Annotated in this window: 18 protein-coding genes; 11 read left to right on the top strand and 7 right to left on the bottom strand. The window is 58.9% G+C overall.

Annotated features, from left to right (window positions below):
* Nucleotides 1-8 precede the first annotated feature (8 nt).
* The 4 genes from EOI86_RS19795 to ubiA all read right to left on the bottom strand — a co-directional run bounded on the left by EOI86_RS19795 (nt 9) and on the right by ubiA (nt 3,406).
* Complete coding sequence (locus EOI86_RS19795; RefSeq protein WP_161973909.1) at nt 9-494, bottom strand: MarR family winged helix-turn-helix transcriptional regulator; 486 nt, start codon at nt 492-494, stop codon at nt 9-11.
* A 13-nt stretch (nt 495-507) separates the two neighbouring features.
* Nucleotides 508-1,680, bottom strand: coding sequence for an Acg family FMN-binding oxidoreductase (locus tag EOI86_RS19790; protein WP_127767391.1), 1,173 nt, complete (start codon nt 1,678-1,680; stop codon nt 508-510).
* Nucleotides 1,681-1,810: 130 nt separating this feature from the next.
* Nucleotides 1,811-2,458: a class I SAM-dependent methyltransferase gene (locus EOI86_RS19785; RefSeq protein ID WP_240035740.1), complete on the bottom strand. Its 648-nt coding sequence runs from the start codon at nt 2,456-2,458 to the stop codon at nt 1,811-1,813.
* 6 nt (nt 2,459-2,464) lie between these two features.
* A complete protein-coding gene (ubiA, locus tag EOI86_RS19780; RefSeq protein ID WP_127767390.1) occupies nt 2,465-3,406 on the bottom strand; it encodes a 4-hydroxybenzoate octaprenyltransferase in 942 nt (313 codons plus the stop codon).
* Nucleotides 3,407-3,541: 135 nt separating this feature from the next.
* Between ubiA and EOI86_RS19775 the strand changes: the two genes are divergently transcribed.
* The 3 genes from EOI86_RS19775 (at nt 3,542) to EOI86_RS19765 (ending at nt 6,646) form a co-directional block, all read left to right on the top strand.
* A complete protein-coding gene (locus EOI86_RS19775) occupies nt 3,542-4,300 on the top strand; it encodes a 16S rRNA (uracil(1498)-N(3))-methyltransferase (RefSeq protein ID WP_127767389.1) in 759 nt (252 codons plus the stop codon).
* A gap of 148 nt (nt 4,301-4,448) precedes the next feature.
* Complete coding sequence (locus EOI86_RS19770) at nt 4,449-5,819, top strand: glutamate--cysteine ligase (RefSeq protein ID WP_127767388.1); 1,371 nt, start codon at nt 4,449-4,451, stop codon at nt 5,817-5,819.
* An 89-nt stretch (nt 5,820-5,908) separates the two neighbouring features.
* Nucleotides 5,909-6,646: a polyphosphate kinase 2 family protein gene (locus EOI86_RS19765; protein ID WP_240035739.1), complete on the top strand. Its 738-nt coding sequence runs from the start codon at nt 5,909-5,911 to the stop codon at nt 6,644-6,646.
* A gap of 10 nt (nt 6,647-6,656) precedes the next feature.
* On the opposite strand, the gene EOI86_RS19760 is transcribed toward EOI86_RS19765, so the two are convergent.
* Genes EOI86_RS19760 through tldD form a run of 3 tightly spaced genes read right to left on the bottom strand, consistent with a single transcriptional unit; the run spans nt 6,657 to nt 9,405 of the window.
* On the bottom strand, nt 6,657-7,415 hold the full coding sequence (locus EOI86_RS19760) for an SDR family NAD(P)-dependent oxidoreductase (protein WP_127767387.1): 759 nt from the start codon (nt 7,413-7,415) through the stop codon (nt 6,657-6,659).
* A gap of 44 nt (nt 7,416-7,459) precedes the next feature.
* Nucleotides 7,460-7,975: a hypothetical protein gene (locus tag EOI86_RS19755; RefSeq protein ID WP_127767386.1), complete on the bottom strand. Its 516-nt coding sequence runs from the start codon at nt 7,973-7,975 to the stop codon at nt 7,460-7,462.
* A complete protein-coding gene (tldD, locus tag EOI86_RS19750; protein ID WP_127767385.1) occupies nt 7,972-9,405 on the bottom strand; it encodes a metalloprotease TldD in 1,434 nt (477 codons plus the stop codon). The genes EOI86_RS19755 and tldD overlap by 4 nt, the downstream gene beginning before the upstream one ends.
* Before the next feature lie 158 nt (nt 9,406-9,563).
* Between tldD and EOI86_RS19745 the strand changes: the two genes are divergently transcribed.
* The 8 genes from EOI86_RS19745 (at nt 9,564) to EOI86_RS19715 (ending at nt 16,785) form a co-directional block, all read left to right on the top strand.
* Nucleotides 9,564-10,883, top strand: a complete 1,320-nt coding sequence (locus EOI86_RS19745; protein WP_127767384.1) for a DUF3422 family protein — start codon at nt 9,564-9,566, stop codon at nt 10,881-10,883.
* Nucleotides 10,884-11,155: 272 nt separating this feature from the next.
* The gene (coxB, locus tag EOI86_RS19740) at nt 11,156-12,022 is read left to right on the top strand and encodes a cytochrome c oxidase subunit II (protein ID WP_127767383.1); all 867 of its coding nucleotides are present in this window, start codon (nt 11,156-11,158) and stop codon (nt 12,020-12,022) included.
* A gap of 26 nt (nt 12,023-12,048) precedes the next feature.
* Nucleotides 12,049-13,647, top strand: a complete 1,599-nt coding sequence (gene ctaD, locus EOI86_RS19735; protein ID WP_127767382.1) for a cytochrome c oxidase subunit I — start codon at nt 12,049-12,051, stop codon at nt 13,645-13,647.
* 130 nt (nt 13,648-13,777) lie between these two features.
* Nucleotides 13,778-14,680 carry a heme o synthase gene (cyoE, locus tag EOI86_RS19730; protein ID WP_127767611.1) on the top strand — a complete coding sequence of 301 codons (903 nt, stop codon included), beginning with the start codon at nt 13,778-13,780 and terminating at the stop codon, nt 14,678-14,680.
* 24 nt (nt 14,681-14,704) lie between these two features.
* On the top strand, nt 14,705-14,869 hold the full coding sequence (locus tag EOI86_RS24495) for a hypothetical protein (RefSeq protein ID WP_153811697.1): 165 nt from the start codon (nt 14,705-14,707) through the stop codon (nt 14,867-14,869).
* Between the two features lie 2 nt (nt 14,870-14,871).
* Nucleotides 14,872-15,450, top strand: coding sequence for a cytochrome c oxidase assembly protein (locus EOI86_RS19725; protein ID WP_240035738.1), 579 nt, complete (start codon nt 14,872-14,874; stop codon nt 15,448-15,450).
* Nucleotides 15,451-15,523: 73 nt separating this feature from the next.
* The gene (locus EOI86_RS19720; RefSeq protein WP_127767380.1) at nt 15,524-16,366 is read left to right on the top strand and encodes a cytochrome c oxidase subunit 3; all 843 of its coding nucleotides are present in this window, start codon (nt 15,524-15,526) and stop codon (nt 16,364-16,366) included.
* A 110-nt stretch (nt 16,367-16,476) separates the two neighbouring features.
* Nucleotides 16,477-16,785 carry a DUF983 domain-containing protein gene (locus EOI86_RS19715; protein WP_161973908.1) on the top strand — a complete coding sequence of 103 codons (309 nt, stop codon included), beginning with the start codon at nt 16,477-16,479 and terminating at the stop codon, nt 16,783-16,785.
* Nucleotides 16,786-16,792: the final 7 nt, after the last annotated feature.

Here is a 16,792-nt window from a genome sequence, read left to right as displayed (position 1 = left end):
GTTGGCCGTCACCGATTGTCGTCCAGCCAGATTTTCAACCGGTCCAACAGCCCGAACAGATCCGCCATCTCGTCACCGGTCCAGTTCTGGAACATCTGGCTGATCTCGGGAAGCAGACGCTGCACGGCTTCCGCATGGCTTTTTTGGCCGATGTCGGTAATGAAATGCCGCTTTATGCGCCCGTCCTTCGCATCCGGTTCGATCCGCAACAATCCGGCATCGACCATCGATTTCATGGTCTTGGTGACGCCCGGTTGCTGTTGCTGCATGGCGCGGGCAACTCCCGTGACCGTTTTGCCCTCGGCCGGCCTGTGGCTGAAATGGTTCAACAGCACGAATTGGTTCCAGGGCAGGCCGGTCTCAGTCAATTCGCGGTTGGCCTTGGTCCGGGCCAACTGCTCGATTATCCCGATCCATGTGACGATTTTGAAGCCCAGGGCGGGATCGAATGCGTCTTCCCGGGGGGCGGCATGGTTTTGTGGAGACTGACTCATGGCCGGGATCAGATCAGGTTCGCAGCAGGGCGTCGAGGGGGCGTCGCGGCGTCGGACCCGGGCTTTCCGCATAGCCCAGCCGGAACAGCATCTGAACAGTATGGCCGCTCGGCGTTTCGGTCACCCCATAGAACCGGCGCTGCAAGTCGGTCATCTCGGGATATTCCTGCAGCAACTGGCTGACCGGATGCATGGCGACCCCCGACGCGGTCGCCTGCAGGTTCAGGCGAACATAGGCTCGACCAGCTGCGACCTGCGTCGGCCGGTCGTTATGCTCTGTGGTGATCCATCCGAAGGATGGCGTCGCGTCGGCCCATCCAAGCGCATAATCGATCCCGCCCTGATAGGCCATGGTGCCCGGAGTCATGGCCTTTTCCCGTGTCATCAAACCAAATTTCTTCAGCCACCAGAACATCGGACCGTTCAGATCGATCCCGTCCGGGTTCTCGGCGATCTCGTCTGCGCCGATCCGCATCACATCGATGCTCTCCCGCAAAGTCCGCGGCGTTTTCATTTCCAGGGTCATTGCATCCCGTGTCAGGTCCCGCAGTGTTGCGGGCAGCGATCCTGTAAGGGTCAGGGTGAGGCCTATGGCAGGGTCGATATTTGACGCGCGCAGGTCTGCGGCGTGTCCCTCGGACAAGTCCCGTTCCACATCAAACGGCTCTTTGCAGGATCGACGTGCTTGGATGGCTGCGAACAGCGGGTCAGGCTGCAATGATCCGTCTTTTATCAGGCCGATGCGTGCGACCGGATACTGCGCGATAGATGCCGCATCGCTCGTCGCCGACGCACTTCCGTTCGGGAATAGATCTATTCTCGCCCGATAGCCCGCCTGCTGGGCCGCGAGGTCCAGTAATTCCAGAAAAGTGCCATGACCGATTAGGATCTGCCGCCCATAAGGGTCCGTCTCCGGCAGAAGGCGATCCGGGTCGACATGCAGGGTGATCGCGCCTTCTTCCCGAAGATCGGCTATCCAGGGCTGCATATTGTGCGGATTCGGCGCCAGCAGTGCATGGGCCAACGCCCATTCACGGATGTCCCTGCGGTCCGCCCCGGGCGTGGCCCAGGCTTCGATTGCGGAGGACGGCATTTGGTCGCACTGCGTCAGACCGATGCCGGTAGCCGCGAACACCACACCTGTTCCCCCGATTGTCCGGATAAATCCACGACGCGATATAACCATATCCAAGCTCCCAATCATATTCCAAGGAATGTTATAGGATTAATATAAACATTCTGCGGAATATTTCTAGTGCCAGTGTGGCGGATTTTTTTGGCTGGCCGCCGGTATCTAAGATGTGACTGAAAATCCCCTAAGCGGCGAAGCGCCAGACCCGTGCATTGCGCAGGTCGCTGTCTTCCATGACGCCGGTGGTTTCCGCGTGGTAGGAGGCGAGTGGTTCCAGACCCATGCTGGGAAGGTAAAAGCGCCCCGGATCGCCGAGCAGGACCGACCGGCCCTTTCGATGCTGATCGTGCAGCCAGGGAAGCATCCGGTCGGCCATTGCCTTGTCGTAGCAAACGTCGCCGACCAACAGAACTTCCCAATCGCCGGCGGTCCCGACAACATCTTCCAATTCGATGTCGAACCACACATCGTTCAGTTTCATGTTCAGGTCCATCGCCTGACCGGCGACGGGGTCGATATCCGCGGCGGTCACGTCGAAGGCGTTGGACATGGCGGCCGCGATGGCGACCAGGCCCGATCCTGCACCGAAATCGAGAACGCGGCGGCCGGCGACGGATTTGGGATTGTCCAGGATATACCGGGCCAAGGCCTGACCGCCTGCCCAGGCGAAGGCCCAATAGGGTGTGTCGAGACCGAGCGAATCCAACTCGTCCTCTCCCGCCCGATACAAGGCGCGGTCCTCGTCGGCCAGGTGCAATTGAATCTCGGGCACCAGGCGGGGTGCCATCACCCGTGTGTTTTCAAGGATGATATCGACATCGGAAGCCATCATGGCCCGTTACCCCGTGGTTATGCCGCCGGCAAGGATCGCGGCGAGAATGATGAAACCGAAGTCTCGATTGGACTTGAAATGGGCAAGGCAGTTCGCCGGATCGTCCAACTTCGCCGTCAGGATTTGCCGGACCAGATGGGCGGCGGCAACCGCTAATATCGGCCAAAATGCCCACCCCGCCGATGCAAGCCATCCGGCGACACCGATCAGTAGTATGGCGATGCCATAGAAACCCCAGAGCCATTGCTTGGTGCTGTCGCCAAGCTTCAGGGCGGTGGACTTTACGCCGATCAGGGCATCGTCTTCCTTGTCCTGATGGGCGTAGATCGTGTCGTAACCCAAGGTCCAGAAAAACCCAGCCGCATACAGGACCAGCGCCGGGGTGGCGATACCGGGCTGCATCGACGACCAGCCTACCAGCGCCCCCCAGTTGAAGGTCAGGCCCAGCCAGGCCTGCGGCCAATATGTTATCCGTTTCATAAAGGGATAGGCGGCCACCAGCAGCAGAGAGGCGACACCGACGATCACGGTTTCCCGGTTGAACTGAAGCAGGATCGCGAGTCCGATCAGGGCTTGGGTAACCATGAAAAGGACGGCCATTTTGACAGAGACTTCGCCGGCCGGAATCGGGCGCGTCGCCGTGCGGGCGACTTTGCCATCATAGTCGCGGTCGGTAATGTCGTTCCAAGTGCAGCCTGCGCCACGCATCACCAGCGCGCCGACCCCAAACAACAGAAAATACCATGGCGACGGCAGGGGCAGGGCGGGATGACCGATCCAGGCCAGACTCAATCCCCACCAGGTGGGCAGCAACAGCAACCAGGTGCCGATCGCCCGGTCCAACCGTGCCAGGCGCGCATAGGGGCGCAGAGGCTCCGGCAAGGCACGCAGTACCGGACTGTCTTGGACGATGTCCGTCGCATCGATAGTGGAATTGGTCTTGGCCATGACAGGGAATCCATTGTCCGGTCTTGGGGCCGGACCCTTTTGAAATCTGTTTTCGCATCAACTGCGGATGCGTAGCATCCACGCTGATAACATTGTAGGACCTTCTTCGAAACCACCTGTATCGGGGCATGCTTCATGTCGGAAAAACCGGCCACGCGTCTGTATATCGAAAGCGATCTCGCCGATGGGGCCGTTGTCGGTCTGTCACCCGACCATGCCCATTTCCTGCGATCGGTCTTGCGCCTGGAGCCGGGTCGCTGGGTAACCTTGTTCAATGGCAGGGATGGGGAGTGGTCTGCCCGGATTGACGGTATCGGCAAGGGCTGGGCCTCTCTTGCCGTTGGGACGCGATTGCGCGAACAGTCCGCAAGCCCTGATGTTTGGCTCTATTTCGCACCGATTAAACGCGCACGGTTGGATTTCCTTGTTCAAAAAGCCACGGAACTGGGCGTTGGACGAATCCAGCCGGTGGTGACCCAGCGGACAATTGTCGAACGGGTCAAAGGCGAGCGTCTCTCAGCAAATGTGATTGAAGCGTCCGAGCAATGCGAGCGGCTCGACCTGCCTGAGATTGGCGATCCGATGCGGTTGGACAAGGCATTGGCGGATCATCCGGCGGATAGGACATTAGTCGCATGCGTTGAATTCGGGGATGCCAGACCGGTCGTGGAGGTTGTGTCGACCCTTCCGGCCGGGGCGCCGGTGACCCTGTTGATCGGGCCCGAGGGCGGTTTCACGCCTGAAGAACGGACCCTTTTGGAAACCCGCGAAAATGTGCGCTTCGCGGGGCTGGGACCGCGTATCCTACGTGCGGAGACCGCGGGGTTGGCGGCTTTGACCGTCTGGCAGGCGCTTGCAGGCGATTGGGCCGAGGCGCCGCCCAAACGCTACTGAATGGTAGCGAACTTTTGACGGACCCGCGGGCGGCTTTTTCCAGGGCGTCGCTTGCATTAAAAAACGAAACCACGTCTTGTAGCGAAAATTTCAGCCGGCGCGGGTCACCGGGCCATCAGAGAGTGCCAGTGAGTGAGGATGCGTGCCAATGAGCAGCCCTTCGGGTTCATCGAGCGACTTGGTCGAATCGAAAGAACAACTTGTTTCCTATATCGAGTCCGCTTGTAAACCGGCCGCCAATTGGCGGATCGGAACCGAGCATGAGAAATTCGCCTACAATACGAAGACGCATCAGCGCCTTCCCTATGAGGGCACGCCGGGAATCCGGGCGGTGCTCGAAGGGCTCCTGCAGTTCGGATGGGAAGGGGTGTATGAAAACGGAAATATCATCGCCTTGCTGGACGGAAAGGGCGGATCGGTCACGCTGGAACCGGGCGGGCAATTTGAACTTTCAGGCGCGCCGCTTAGCACGATCCACGAAACCTGTAGCGAGGTGCATACCCACTTGCATCAAGTGAAGCAGGTTTGCGAGCCGATGAATGCCGACATGGTCGGGCTTGGCTTCGACCCGGAGTGGCGGCGCGAAGACATCACCTGGATGCCTAAAGGCCGGTATAAGATCATGCGCGACTATATGCCGACGCGCGGGTCCCATGGCATCGACATGATGATCCGGACCTGCACGGTGCAGGTAAACCTGGATTTCGGCTCGGAACAGGACATGATCCGCAAGATGCGGGTGTCCGTCGCCCTGCAGCCGATCGCGACGGCCCTGTTTGCGAATTCTCCCTTCACCGAGGGTAAGCCGAACGGGTATTTGAGTATGCGCAGCGCGTGCTGGGCCGACACTGATCCGGACCGCTGTGGCATGCTGCCTTTCGTCTTCGATTCGGATTTCGGATTTGAACGTTGGGTGGACTACATCCTGGATGTGCCGATGTATTTCGTGCACCGGGGCGACACCTATCACAACGTTGCCGGTAAGAGTTTTCGGGACTTTATGGTGGGCAAATTGGAAGGTTTCGAAGGCCAATTGCCGACCATGGGTGACTGGGAAGACCACATGACGACGGCTTTCCCGGAAGTACGCCTTAAGAAATACATCGAAATGCGCGGCGCCGATGCGGGCCCGTGGGGCAATCTGTGCGCCCTGCCTGCCTTCTGGGTCGGACTGCTCTATGACGAGACCGCATTGGACGAAGCAGAAGCGTTGATCGAGGGGTGGTCGGTCGAGGAAATGTCAGCTTTGCGCGATTCCGTTCCACGCAATGCGCTAGACGTTCCTTTCCGAAACGGAACGGCGATGGATGTTGCGCGCAAGGCTGTCGAAATTTCCCGCAACGGTTTGAAACGGCGTGGCCGGATAAGTCCGAAGAGCGGTTTGGACGAACAGCAATACATTGAACCTCTGGAATCGATCGTCGCCTCCGGCACGACCTTTGCCCAGGATCTTTTGGAAGACTACGAGACCAAATGGGGCCGCAAGATCGATCCGATCTACGATGCCTGTCGGTATTAAACGGTTTTCGCTGTTCGCAAGGCGGGCTTGTCAACCGGCGCGGCAGGGCGTTCGATCCAAGGTGACGAACGCAGAAAGCGCAGGTCGACGTGAAACGAAAAGAATACCAAGAGAAATATGACGAGATGCAGCATCGCCTGATGCTGCTGCAAACCAGCTACAACACCCAAGGGCAACGCGGTGTCGTTGTGCTGGAAGGATGGGACGCCGCCGGCAAAGGCGGCCTTATCCGGCGTTTGGCGTGGGCGACGGATCCCAGGACGGTGCGGGTCTATCCGATCGGCGCGCCCGATGCACACGAACAGAAGGAACATTGGCTGCAACGGTTCTGGAACCGCGTGCCGGTCGCGGGCGAGATCGCCGTATTCGACAGGTCCTGGTATGGCCGTGTCCTGGTGGAGCGCGTAGAGGGCTTTGCGGATGAGAGCGCGTGGAAACGCGCCTACCGCGAAATCAACGAATTTGAGCAACAGTTGCTGGCGGAAGATTTCCGGATCGTGAAACTGTTCCTCGACATCACGCCCGAGACCCAGCTGAAGCGCCTGCAATCGCGCCTGAACCACCCCTATAAGCGCTGGAAATTGACGGAAGACGATATCCGCAACCGGCATCGGTGGCGAGACTACGAGGCGGCTTATTCGGATATGATCGACAAGACGTCCCAGCGGCACGCCAAATGGATTCGGATCGACGCCAATGAAAAACGCCGGTCCAGGTTGGAGGCGCTGGAGGAGATCTATCAGGGGCTATCGCGTGGCTTTAAGCTCGCTTTCCCGGAACCGCCCGTCCAGGCAGTCAATTATCTGACGAAGCATAAAGCGGAATAGGCCTTTACCGTCAGCTGACCACTTTCCCGCCGTTGACGTGGATTGTCTGTCCGGTGACGTATCCGCCCCCCGGTCCCACCAGATAGCGGACGGCCGCGGCAATCTCGTCCGGCATGCCCAGCCGACCGAGGGGAATGCCGTCAAGGGCAAGTGCGGCGGGCATGGCCCCGGCGGATACGCCGCGGGCCGTATCAATGGCGCCGGGGGCGATGGCGTTGGCCGTGATCCCGTATTCGCCCAATTCGCCGGCCATGCCGTGGATCAGGCCTTCAAGTCCGGCTTTGGAAGCGTTGACATGCACCCGATTCGGCACGCCTGCATGATGGGACACACCGCTTAGCCCCACGAACCGGCCGCCGCCCCGCTTGATCATCTCCGGCACCGTATGGCGCGCCAGTAGAAAGGCGCCATCCAGCGCGACCGACATGATCTCGCGCCACTCAGCAAAATCCATGTCGACAAGCGGCGTCTGCCGCCTTAGGCCCGCATTGCTGATGACGATATCGATACCACCGAAATGATCGACGGCTTTCGCCACCAACGCTTTGACCTGGTCTTCATTGGAAACGTCCGCGAGGACGGGCAAGGCACGCCGCCCCAGGGCTTCGATTTCCCCTGCGACGCCTTCCAGCAAAGCGGTGTCTGATCGTCCGTTGACGACAACGTCCGCGCCATCTTCCGCAAGCGCCAGCGCGATGGTCCGGCCAATATTTTTGCCGGCGCCGGTGACAATGGCGACCTTTCCCGCCAACGGAGGCGCTGCGTTCATAGTCTTCTCCCCATAGAACGATTTTTTGTTTTGCTGATGTCCGACTATTCGCGGATGTCTTGCTTGGGGATCTCCAGGTGGATGTCCGTCTTCACCGAAACCGGATTTCCGTTGTCGTCGACACCCCAATATTCGACCACGGCGTCATCGGGCAGCGCTTCCGTCGCGACATAGTGTTGTTGCAGCGACAGTTTTTTTCCGGCGTCGACACGATAAGTGACCTCGGCCTCGACACATTCCTTACCGGAACTGACGCATACCTTGCCCCTGGTCAGTGTCACGCCAACCCCGGCGGATTCGGTGAAATGCCGGGTTTGCGTGAAGCGGTGCCGGCCTTCGATGAAAAGATATCCGTGTGGTTCGATCTCAAGAGCAAGCTGAGCTTGTTTCTTTGCCTTGAGGGATTCCGCACTGGCGCCCGGCGATAGTTCAGGCGTTTTCTGCGCCGCGGTACTTTCCGGCTCGTTCGGGGCATCGTCGCACCCAGCCAGCGCGACAATGGAAAGGAAACCGGCTGCTATTGCAGCAACCAGTCCCTTGGATATGCGGAAACCCGTCAAGCGGCCGTTCCTCCGACCGTTAGACCGTCTAGGCGCAGGGTCGGTTGACCGACCCCGACAGGCACGCCCTGGCCGTCCTTACCGCAGGTGCCGATGCCCGGGTCCAATTGCATATCGTTGCCGATCATGGAGACCTTCGTCAGGGCGTCCGGCCCGTTGCCGATTAGCGTCGCCCCTTTAACGGGGGCGCCGACTTTGCCGTTCTCGATACGGTAGGCCTCCGTGCAGGAGAAGACGAACTTGCCATTCGTGATATCCACCTGACCCCCTCCGAAATTCACTGCGTAAAGACCATTCTGGACGGATTCGAGAATTTCCGCCGGGTCTTTGTCGCCGCCGAGCATATAGGTGTTCGTCATTCTGGGCATCGGGTGATGCGCAAAACTCTGACGGCGCCCGTTTCCGGTGGGTTCCATGCCCATCAGCCTGGCATTCATCCGGTCCTGCATATAGCCGACGAGGATGCCGTCTTCGATCAGCGTCGTGCTTGAAGTCGGTGTTCCTTCGTCATCGATGGTCAGCGATCCACGCCGGCCACCGATCGTTCCATCGTCAACGACGGTCACGCCGGGGGACGCGACGCGTTGCCCCATCAGGCCGGCAAAGGCAGAGGTCTTCTTGCGGTTGAAGTCGCCTTCCAACCCGTGACCGATTGCTTCATGCAGCAGGATTCCGGGCCATCCTGCGCCCAGGACCACGGCCATTTCGCCGGCCGGCGCGTCTACGGCTTCCAAATTCAGCAAGGCTTGCCGAAGCGCTTCGTCGATTTGCGCCTTCCAGGATGCGGGCTGCACGAATTCTGTAAAATCGGCGCGGCCACCGGCACCATGGCTGCCGGTTTCCATGCGGCCGTCCTGCTCGACGACCACCGCAACGTTGACCCGGACCAAGGGGCGGATGTCTGCCGCCCGCTCACCGCCAGGGCGAATGATCTGGACCGCCTGCCATTCACCGACAATGGAGGCCGTCACCTGGCGGACGCGGTTATCCTTGGCGCGGGCGTAGGCGTTCATTTCTTCCAGCAGGCCGACCTTGTCCTCGAAAGGCAATGAGGCCAGCGGGTTGCTGTCCCCATACAGATCCGTATTCGTGCCGCGCGGTGCGTCGGCGAATGTGCCGCCATGACCGGAATGGACGGCGCGGACGGTATCCGCCGCCCGTTTAATGGCGGCTTCGGACAGGTCCGTCGCATGGGCATAGCCGCTGACTTCACCGGCGACGGAACGAAGTCCGAAGCCTTGCGCCGTGTCATAGCTCGCGTTGCGAATCCGGCCATCGTCATAGGTGACCGCCTCGGATTGCCTGTATTCGAGGAACAGTTCGCCGTCGTCGGCGCCGGTCAGGCCGTCATCAACAATGGCCTGTGTCTTAGAAAGATCCAGTCCGGCGCGTTGGAAGAAAAGTTCATCGGTTTCGGCAATCTTTGACATGGTATTATATCTGCTTCCTCGTATCGAATTAGGATGGCGGCGGCAGGGCCACCGTCAGGCTCTTACGACTAATATAGGGGGATGTATTGGCGATTCCCGTATTTCCCCGGTTTTGTTTTTTTGTTCTGCTATTCTGAGAAATCTGGCAGGGAGTAGAGATGTTTGCAATCGGCGACAATGCGAAGCGCTATGAGCTCGTAAACGAGCTACATGCCCGCCCGTTCCAGCCCTGCGAAGGTCCGATGCAGGTAACGCATTATGCGTTTCAGAATGCCGACGGGGACGGCGACGGAATAAAGGCGCGCGAACATGCGGCTGATCTGTGCCGTCGCTTTGGCGCGACGCCGCCGCCGAGTGATGCCAGCCACCACACCGCGGATCTGGGAAACCTCCGCGTGAAATGGGAACTGCATACGGAATTTTCCAGTTACACGTTCTTTGCCAGAGGGGGCTTCGAGCAGCCTTTTGCCGAAGCGCCCGGCACGAAATTGCCCCGTGATTGGTTACAGGCGATTTCCGGCACGCTCGTTGTTGCATTGAACATCGCTTACGAGGCTGGCGACTCGCCGGCTCGGGGGCAGGGTGACATAGAGCGCCTTTTCTATCCTGAAGGCCTGGTGGTCAGCCATATTGCCCGTGGTGCCGGGCAAGTATGGACCGATTTCCGCCTGCATGAGGACGGGCACGCCCGAATACTTGTTCAAAATACGAGCATGAGCGCGCATCAGGCGGGGCGGTTGATCCAGCGATTGATCGAGATCGGGACCTATTACCTGTTTTCCCTGACTGCCCTGCCGATTGCCCGGGAGGTTTCGGGCCGACTAAAGACGATCGACGGATCTTTGGCGCATTTGACCCTGGGGATGGGCCAACTTGTGGATCATGGCGACAAGAGCCTGGGCGTGGAACACGAAGCGGATTTATTGCGGCGTTTGACGAAGCTGTCGACCGATATCGAGGCGCTTTCGACGATGACGGCATTTCGGTTCGGGGCGGCGGATGCCTATTACGCATTGGTCAAGGCGCGGGTGCGGGAATTGCGCGAGGACAGGGTCGAAGGATACCAGACGATCGACGAATTCCTGGAACGCCGCTTGGCGCCGGCGATGCGAACCTGTGAATCGGTGGCTGGGCGGATATCGGATCTATCCCGTCGGGCGACGCGAACCGCCAATTTGATGCGAACCAGGGTGGATGTGACGATCCAGGCACAGAATCAAGACCTTCTTGCCAGCATGAATCGGCGGGCGCGCCTTCAACTGCGGCTCCAGGAGACGGTCGAGGGGCTCTCCGTGGCGGCGATCAGCTACTATGCCGTGGGGTTGATCTCGTATCTTGTCAAAGGCCTGCCGTCGCTCGGCGTGCAGGTCAGCACTACCGTTGTAACGGCTGTGGCGACACCGGTGGTGGTGGGGGTTGTCTGGTACGGCTTGCATCGCTACCGCCTCAAGTTGGATAAAGCGCAACATTCCGATTGAATTTTAAGACCTTAGTCTTGGTTTTTCCTGCAAATTACTTGACTCATGCGACAGTAAAGCGCATCCGAGCCGCTTGATTGGGTTGGTGGTCGCGGTAGAATGCGTGCCAATCGTGGGAGGTCCGGCCACCATTCGCCTGGGGATGGTGTTGGTAGGTCGTACCTTCGCAAACAAGATGTCGGCTCCGGATTTCCGGGGCCGGTTGGGACGAAGCGGTTTCGCACCTTCGATATGTGGGGCGCCGCGGGGAATTTGGGAACGGGAGAAAAGCGGTGTTCAACCGTATTGTGGCTCTAGCCACGGGCTGGCTAGCCCTTGTCTCTACGCCGGCGCTTGCCGCCGAGCCGAAGCCTTGGCAGTTGAATTTGCCGCATCCGGCATCGCCGGTTGCCGAGCTGGCATACGATTTTCACACAATTCTGCTGTGGATCATCACCATCATCACGATCTTCGTGGCTGCTTTGCTGGTCTACGTCTGCGTCCGCTTTCGGGAGTCGGCCAATCCGACGCCGTCGCGCACCACGCACAACTCGTTGCTGGAAGTCCTGTGGACCGGCATTCCGGTGTTGATCTTGGTGGCCATCGTCTTCCCCTCCATGAAGCTGCTCTATGCTTCGGACCGGGTTGAAGATGCGGACATGACGCTGAAGATCATCGGTAACCAATGGTATTGGTCCTACGAATATCCAGACCATGGCAACTTCACCTTCGACGCCTATGTTGCGGCGCGGACGGCGGATGAGGCCAAGGAACTTGGCGTCGCGCGTCTGATGGACACGGACAATATGGTCGTTCTGCCGGTCGATACGAAGATTCGCCTGATCATGACCTCCAACGACGTCCTCCATAACTGGTCGATCTCCGATTTTGGCGTGCGTCTCGATACCGTTCCGGGCCGTCTGAACGAAACCTGGATGCAGGCTACCCGGGAAGGAACCTTTTACGGGTTCTGCTCGGAACTTTGCGGGATCGACCACGCCTTTATGCCGATCGCGGTTAAGATCGTGTCGAAAGCCGAGTTTGAGAAATGGGTAACGGAAGCTCAGGAAAAGTTTGCTGATCTTCCCGTGAGTGCCCCGGTCAAAGTCGCTGCCAAAAGCGCGACTCCGGCCGATAATGACAACGTTCTGACCCGCTAACGGGCGCAGAGAGTAGGAGACGAACCATGGCAAGTGGAACGGCTGCTGGCGCGCATCACGACGATCACGGCGCCCCGTCCAGTTTCTTCACCCGTTGGGTCTGTTCGACCAACCACAAAGACATCGGAACGATGTACCTGATCTTCTCCGTTATCGCGGGGCTGATCGGGGGCGCGTTCTCCGTCTATATGCGATTGGAACTGCACCAACCGGGTGTGCAGTTCATGGAAGACGGGCACGAATGGAACGTCATCGTGACGGCGCATGGCCTGATCATGGTCTTCTTTGTCGTCATGCCGGCTTTGATCGGCGGTTTCGGCAACTGGTTCGCGCCACTGATGATCGGCGCGCCGGACATGGCCTTTCCGCGGATGAACAACATTTCGTTCTGGCTGATCGTGCCGGCCTTCCTGCTGTTGATCCTCTCTGCCTTGATCGGCGGCGGCGCCGGTACGGGTTGGACCATCTACCCGCCCTTGAGTTCCGTATTGGGGCATCCGGGCGCGGCTGTCGATATGGCGATCTTCTCGCTCCATCTTGCCGGGGCGTCCTCGATCCTGGGGGCGATCAACTTCATCACCACGATCTTTAACATGCGTGCTCCGGGCATGACGCTGCACAAGATGCCGCTGTTCGCTTGGGCCATGTTGATCACGGCCTTTCTGCTGGTCCTGTCGCTGCCGGTACTGGGCGGCGCCATCACCATGCTGCTGACCGACCGCAACTTCGGCACCTCCTTCTTCAAGCCGGAAGGCGGCGGGGATCCGATCCTGTTCCAGCATCTGTTCTGGTTCTTCGGTCACCCGGAAGTCTACATCATGATCCTGCCGGGCTTCGGTATCATCAGCCACATCGTGTCGACCTTCTCGCGCAAGCCGATCTTCGGTTATCTCGGGATGGCCTACGCGATGGTCGCGATCGGTTTCGTCGGCTTCATCGTTTGGGCCCACCACATGTATACGGTTGGTTTGGACGTTGATACGCGGGCCTACTTCACGGCCGCCACGATGGTGATCGCGGTTCCGACAGGCATCAAAATCTTCAGCTGGATCGCAACGATGTGGGGCGGTTCCATCCGTTTCGAAGTTCCGATGTTGTGGGCAATCGGCTTTATCTTCCTGTTCACCGTGGGTGGCGTGACCGGTGTGGTCCTGGCCAATGGCGGCATGGATCTGATGTTGCACGATACGTACTACGTGGTTGCGCATTTCCACTATGTTCTGTCCTTGGGCGCGGTCTTCTCGATCTTCGCCGGGATCTATTACTGGATGGGCAAGATGTCCGGCCGCCAGATCCCAAGCTGGGCAGGGAAGCTGCACTTCTGGACCACTTTCATCGGCGTGAACCTGACCTTCTTCCCGCAGCACTTCCTGGGGCTGGCTGGTATGCCGCGTCGTTACATCGACTATGCGGACGGGTTCGCAATCTTCAATGCGGTCAGTTCCTGGGGGGCGTATATCTCATTCGCGTCCACGCTCTTCTTTGTCGTGATGATGATCTACACGCTGCGTGCGGGTCAGAAGGTCGGCGACAACTATTGGGGCGAAGGGGCCACGACCCTGGAATGGACGGTGAGTTCACCGCCGCCGTTCCACACCTTTAACGATCTGCCGCAGGTTCGCTAATCTGCGGTCCCCGAAGGGCGGATTGGCGGCATGTTGCGGTCGTCCGCCCCGGGGGATCGAAAGAAGTGACGACTGATAGGTCTGTAGGAAAAGAGATACTGTGTCGGACTTGAGCTACACCAACACTGCGATGGAACGCGACCTCACCTCGTCGGGTGAGGTCCGCGATTTTATTGCGCTGCTCAAGCCGCGCGTGATGTCGCTTGTTGTGTTTTCAGGACTGGCCGGCCTTCTGGTCGCGCCGGGTTCCATCCACCCCGTGTTGGGGGCGGTGGCGGTGTTCTGCATTGCCGTCGGCGCGGGCGCGTCGGGCGCCATCAACATGTGGTACGACCGCGATATTGATGCCGTGATGACGCGGACCCGGGGCCGTCCCATTCCCATGGGCAAGATGCCGCCGGCGGAAGCGTTGAGCTTTGGCGTCGTTCTCGCCGTATTCGCTGTCGCCCTGATGGGGCTTGCGGTGAATTGGGCCGCGGCGGCCCTGCTTGCCGTCGCGACGCTGTTTTATGTTTTCGTCTATACGATGTGGTTGAAGCGCCGCACGCCGCAGAACATTGTCATCGGCGGGGCCGCCGGCGCCTTTCCACCGATGATCGGTTGGACCGCCGTTACCGGCGATGTGACGATCGAGCCGATCCTGCTGTTTGCGTTGATCTTCTTTTGGACGCCGCCGCATTTCTGGGCCCTGGCGCTGTATCGTTGCGGCGATTACGCGAAGGCCGGAGTGCCGATGCTGCCGGTGGTTTCCGGCGCGCGGGAAACCAAGAAGCAGATCTTGATCTATACCGTTTTATTGTTGCCCCTGGCCGTGGCGCCCTGGTGGGTGGGTATCGCGGGCTTGGCTTATGCGGCTACCGCTGTCGTCCTCGGATTGTTGTTCCTGGCCGGCGCGGTCGCAGTCTGGTTCGATGCGTCGGACAAGGCGGCCCGGCGCCTATTCGGGTTTTCTATATTCTATTTGTTCGCCCTTTTCGCGATGCTGATTGCCGATTCGAACAGCCTGGCTCTGTTCGGCGGTGTTAGTTTCTAGCGCGCCGGGGGAATGGAAAAGACAATGGCGGTTATGGCTGAAGACAAACAAAAAGAAGGCAAGGCGGTGTCGGGCGAAAACGACATGCACACGCGCCAACGCAAGAAGAACATCGCCTTGGCTTTGGCCATCGTCGGGTTTTGTGTTTTGGTTTATGTGGTCTCAATCGTCCGGATGAGTGGTGGTTGATCGTGAGTCGTAACGTCGACAGCCGGAATAAAAAAACGATGCTGGCGATCGCCGGCGTCGTTTGCGGCATGGTCGGCTTGGCTTATGCGTCTGTGCCCCTTTACGAGATTTTCTGCCGGGTCACCGGATACGGCGGAACGACACAGGTTGCCGAACAAGGCGCGGGCAAGATTCTGGACCGTGAAATGGCGGTCCGGTTCGACGCGACGACATCGCCCAACCTGCCCTGGACGTTCGAACCCGAACAGCGCGAAGTCACCCTTCGCATCGGCGAAGATGCAATCGCCTACTATCGCGCGACGAACAATTCCGACAAGACAATAACAGGCACGGCGACCTTTAACGTCACGCCGCTGAAGGCGGGCCTGTATTTCACGAAGATAGATTGCTTCTGTTTCACGGAGCAGACGCTGAAACCCGGTGAAACCGTTGATATGCCTGTGGTGTATTACGTCGACCCGGAACTTGATGAGGATCCGAACCTCGATGAGGTGCGGACACTCACCCTGTCCTATACGTTCTTCCCTGCGGAGACGGCGGACCGGGACAATGATAATGGATCACTGGCGTCCCTGAAGTAGGACGGCGGCTGGGTAGGTTAATTCTTGGGTCTCCCGTAGGGTACGGGAACCCGTGACGAAGGGGGAAAAGGGTATGAGCGCGGCTGAACATCACGCACCCAACCACGATTACCATTTGGTGGATCCGAGCCCGTGGCCGGCGCTTGGCGCCTTGTCCGGTTTCGTTTTGGCTTTCGGGGCTGTGGCCTATATGCATCCCGATGTCGTCGGGGCAGAAGAATTGGGCCCATGGACGATTATTCCCGGTTTCCTGATGGTTCTGTTCACCATGTTCGTGTGGTGGAAGGACGTCATCAAGGAAGCGCATCACGGCGACCATAAGCCGGTCGTTCAGCTTGGCCTGCGCTATGGCATGTCACTGTTCATCGCTTCGGAAGTGATGTTCTTCGTGGCCTTCTTCTGGGCCTATTTCGATGCGAGCTTGTTCACCGACCAGGAAATACTGTTCGCCCGCGTTGAGCATACAGGGGGTGTTTGGCCGCCGGCTGGGGTCGAGACGTTTGATCCTTTCGATCTGCCGTTCATGAACACGCTGATCCTGTTGTTGTCAGGCTGCACGGTCACCTGGGCCCATCATGCCCTGCGTGAAGGAAAGCGCCAGCAGGTCATCCACGGTTTGGCCCTGACGGTTATTTTGGGTTTCCTGTTCTCAAGCCTGCAGGCCTATGAATACAGCCATGCCGCTTTCGGATTTACCGATGGAATCTACAGTTCGACCTTTTACATGGCGACCGGATTCCACGGATTCCATGTGTTGGTAGGGACGATCTTCCTGGCGGTTTGCCTTGTCCGTGCGACAAAGGGTGACTTCACTCCGTCCCAGCATTTCGGCTTCGAAGCCGCGGCTTGGTATTGGCACTTCGTTGACGTCGTTTGGCTGTTCCTGTTCGTCTGCGTCTATTGGTGGGGCAGTTGATGGCCGCGCATCGATAGTTAGTCGGCATCATGTCCACACATTCTCATCAAACCCGGTCTGCTTGGCAGACCGGGTTTCGTGGTAAATGCCCCCGTTGCGGGGAAGGGGCGTTGTATAGCGCTTTCCTCAAAGTGACGGACAAATGCAACGTCTGCGGTCTGGATTTAAGCCAGGAAGATGCCGGCGACGGAGCGGTTCCATTCATTATCATCATTGCCGGGACCCTTGGTGTCGGTATCGGTGTATGGGTCATGTTCACGTTCAATACCGGGGTATGGGCGCCTATTGCCGTTGCTTTCCCGGTCGTTGCCGCGGTGGTCCTATTCCTGCTGCCGAAGGTAAAAGGACTGCTGATCGCATTGCAGTATCTGAACAAGGCCGGCGATACCGGTGGGAATACTTTCGACAACGACACATAAAAAAGCC

The sequence above is a fragment of the Hwanghaeella grinnelliae genome (genome assembly GCF_004005845.1).
Taxonomy (GTDB): Bacteria; Pseudomonadota; Alphaproteobacteria; order UBA8366; family Aestuariispiraceae; genus Hwanghaeella; species Hwanghaeella grinnelliae.
The sequence above is the reverse complement of the archived record's forward strand: the minus strand, read 5'-3'. Positions and strand labels throughout refer to the sequence as shown.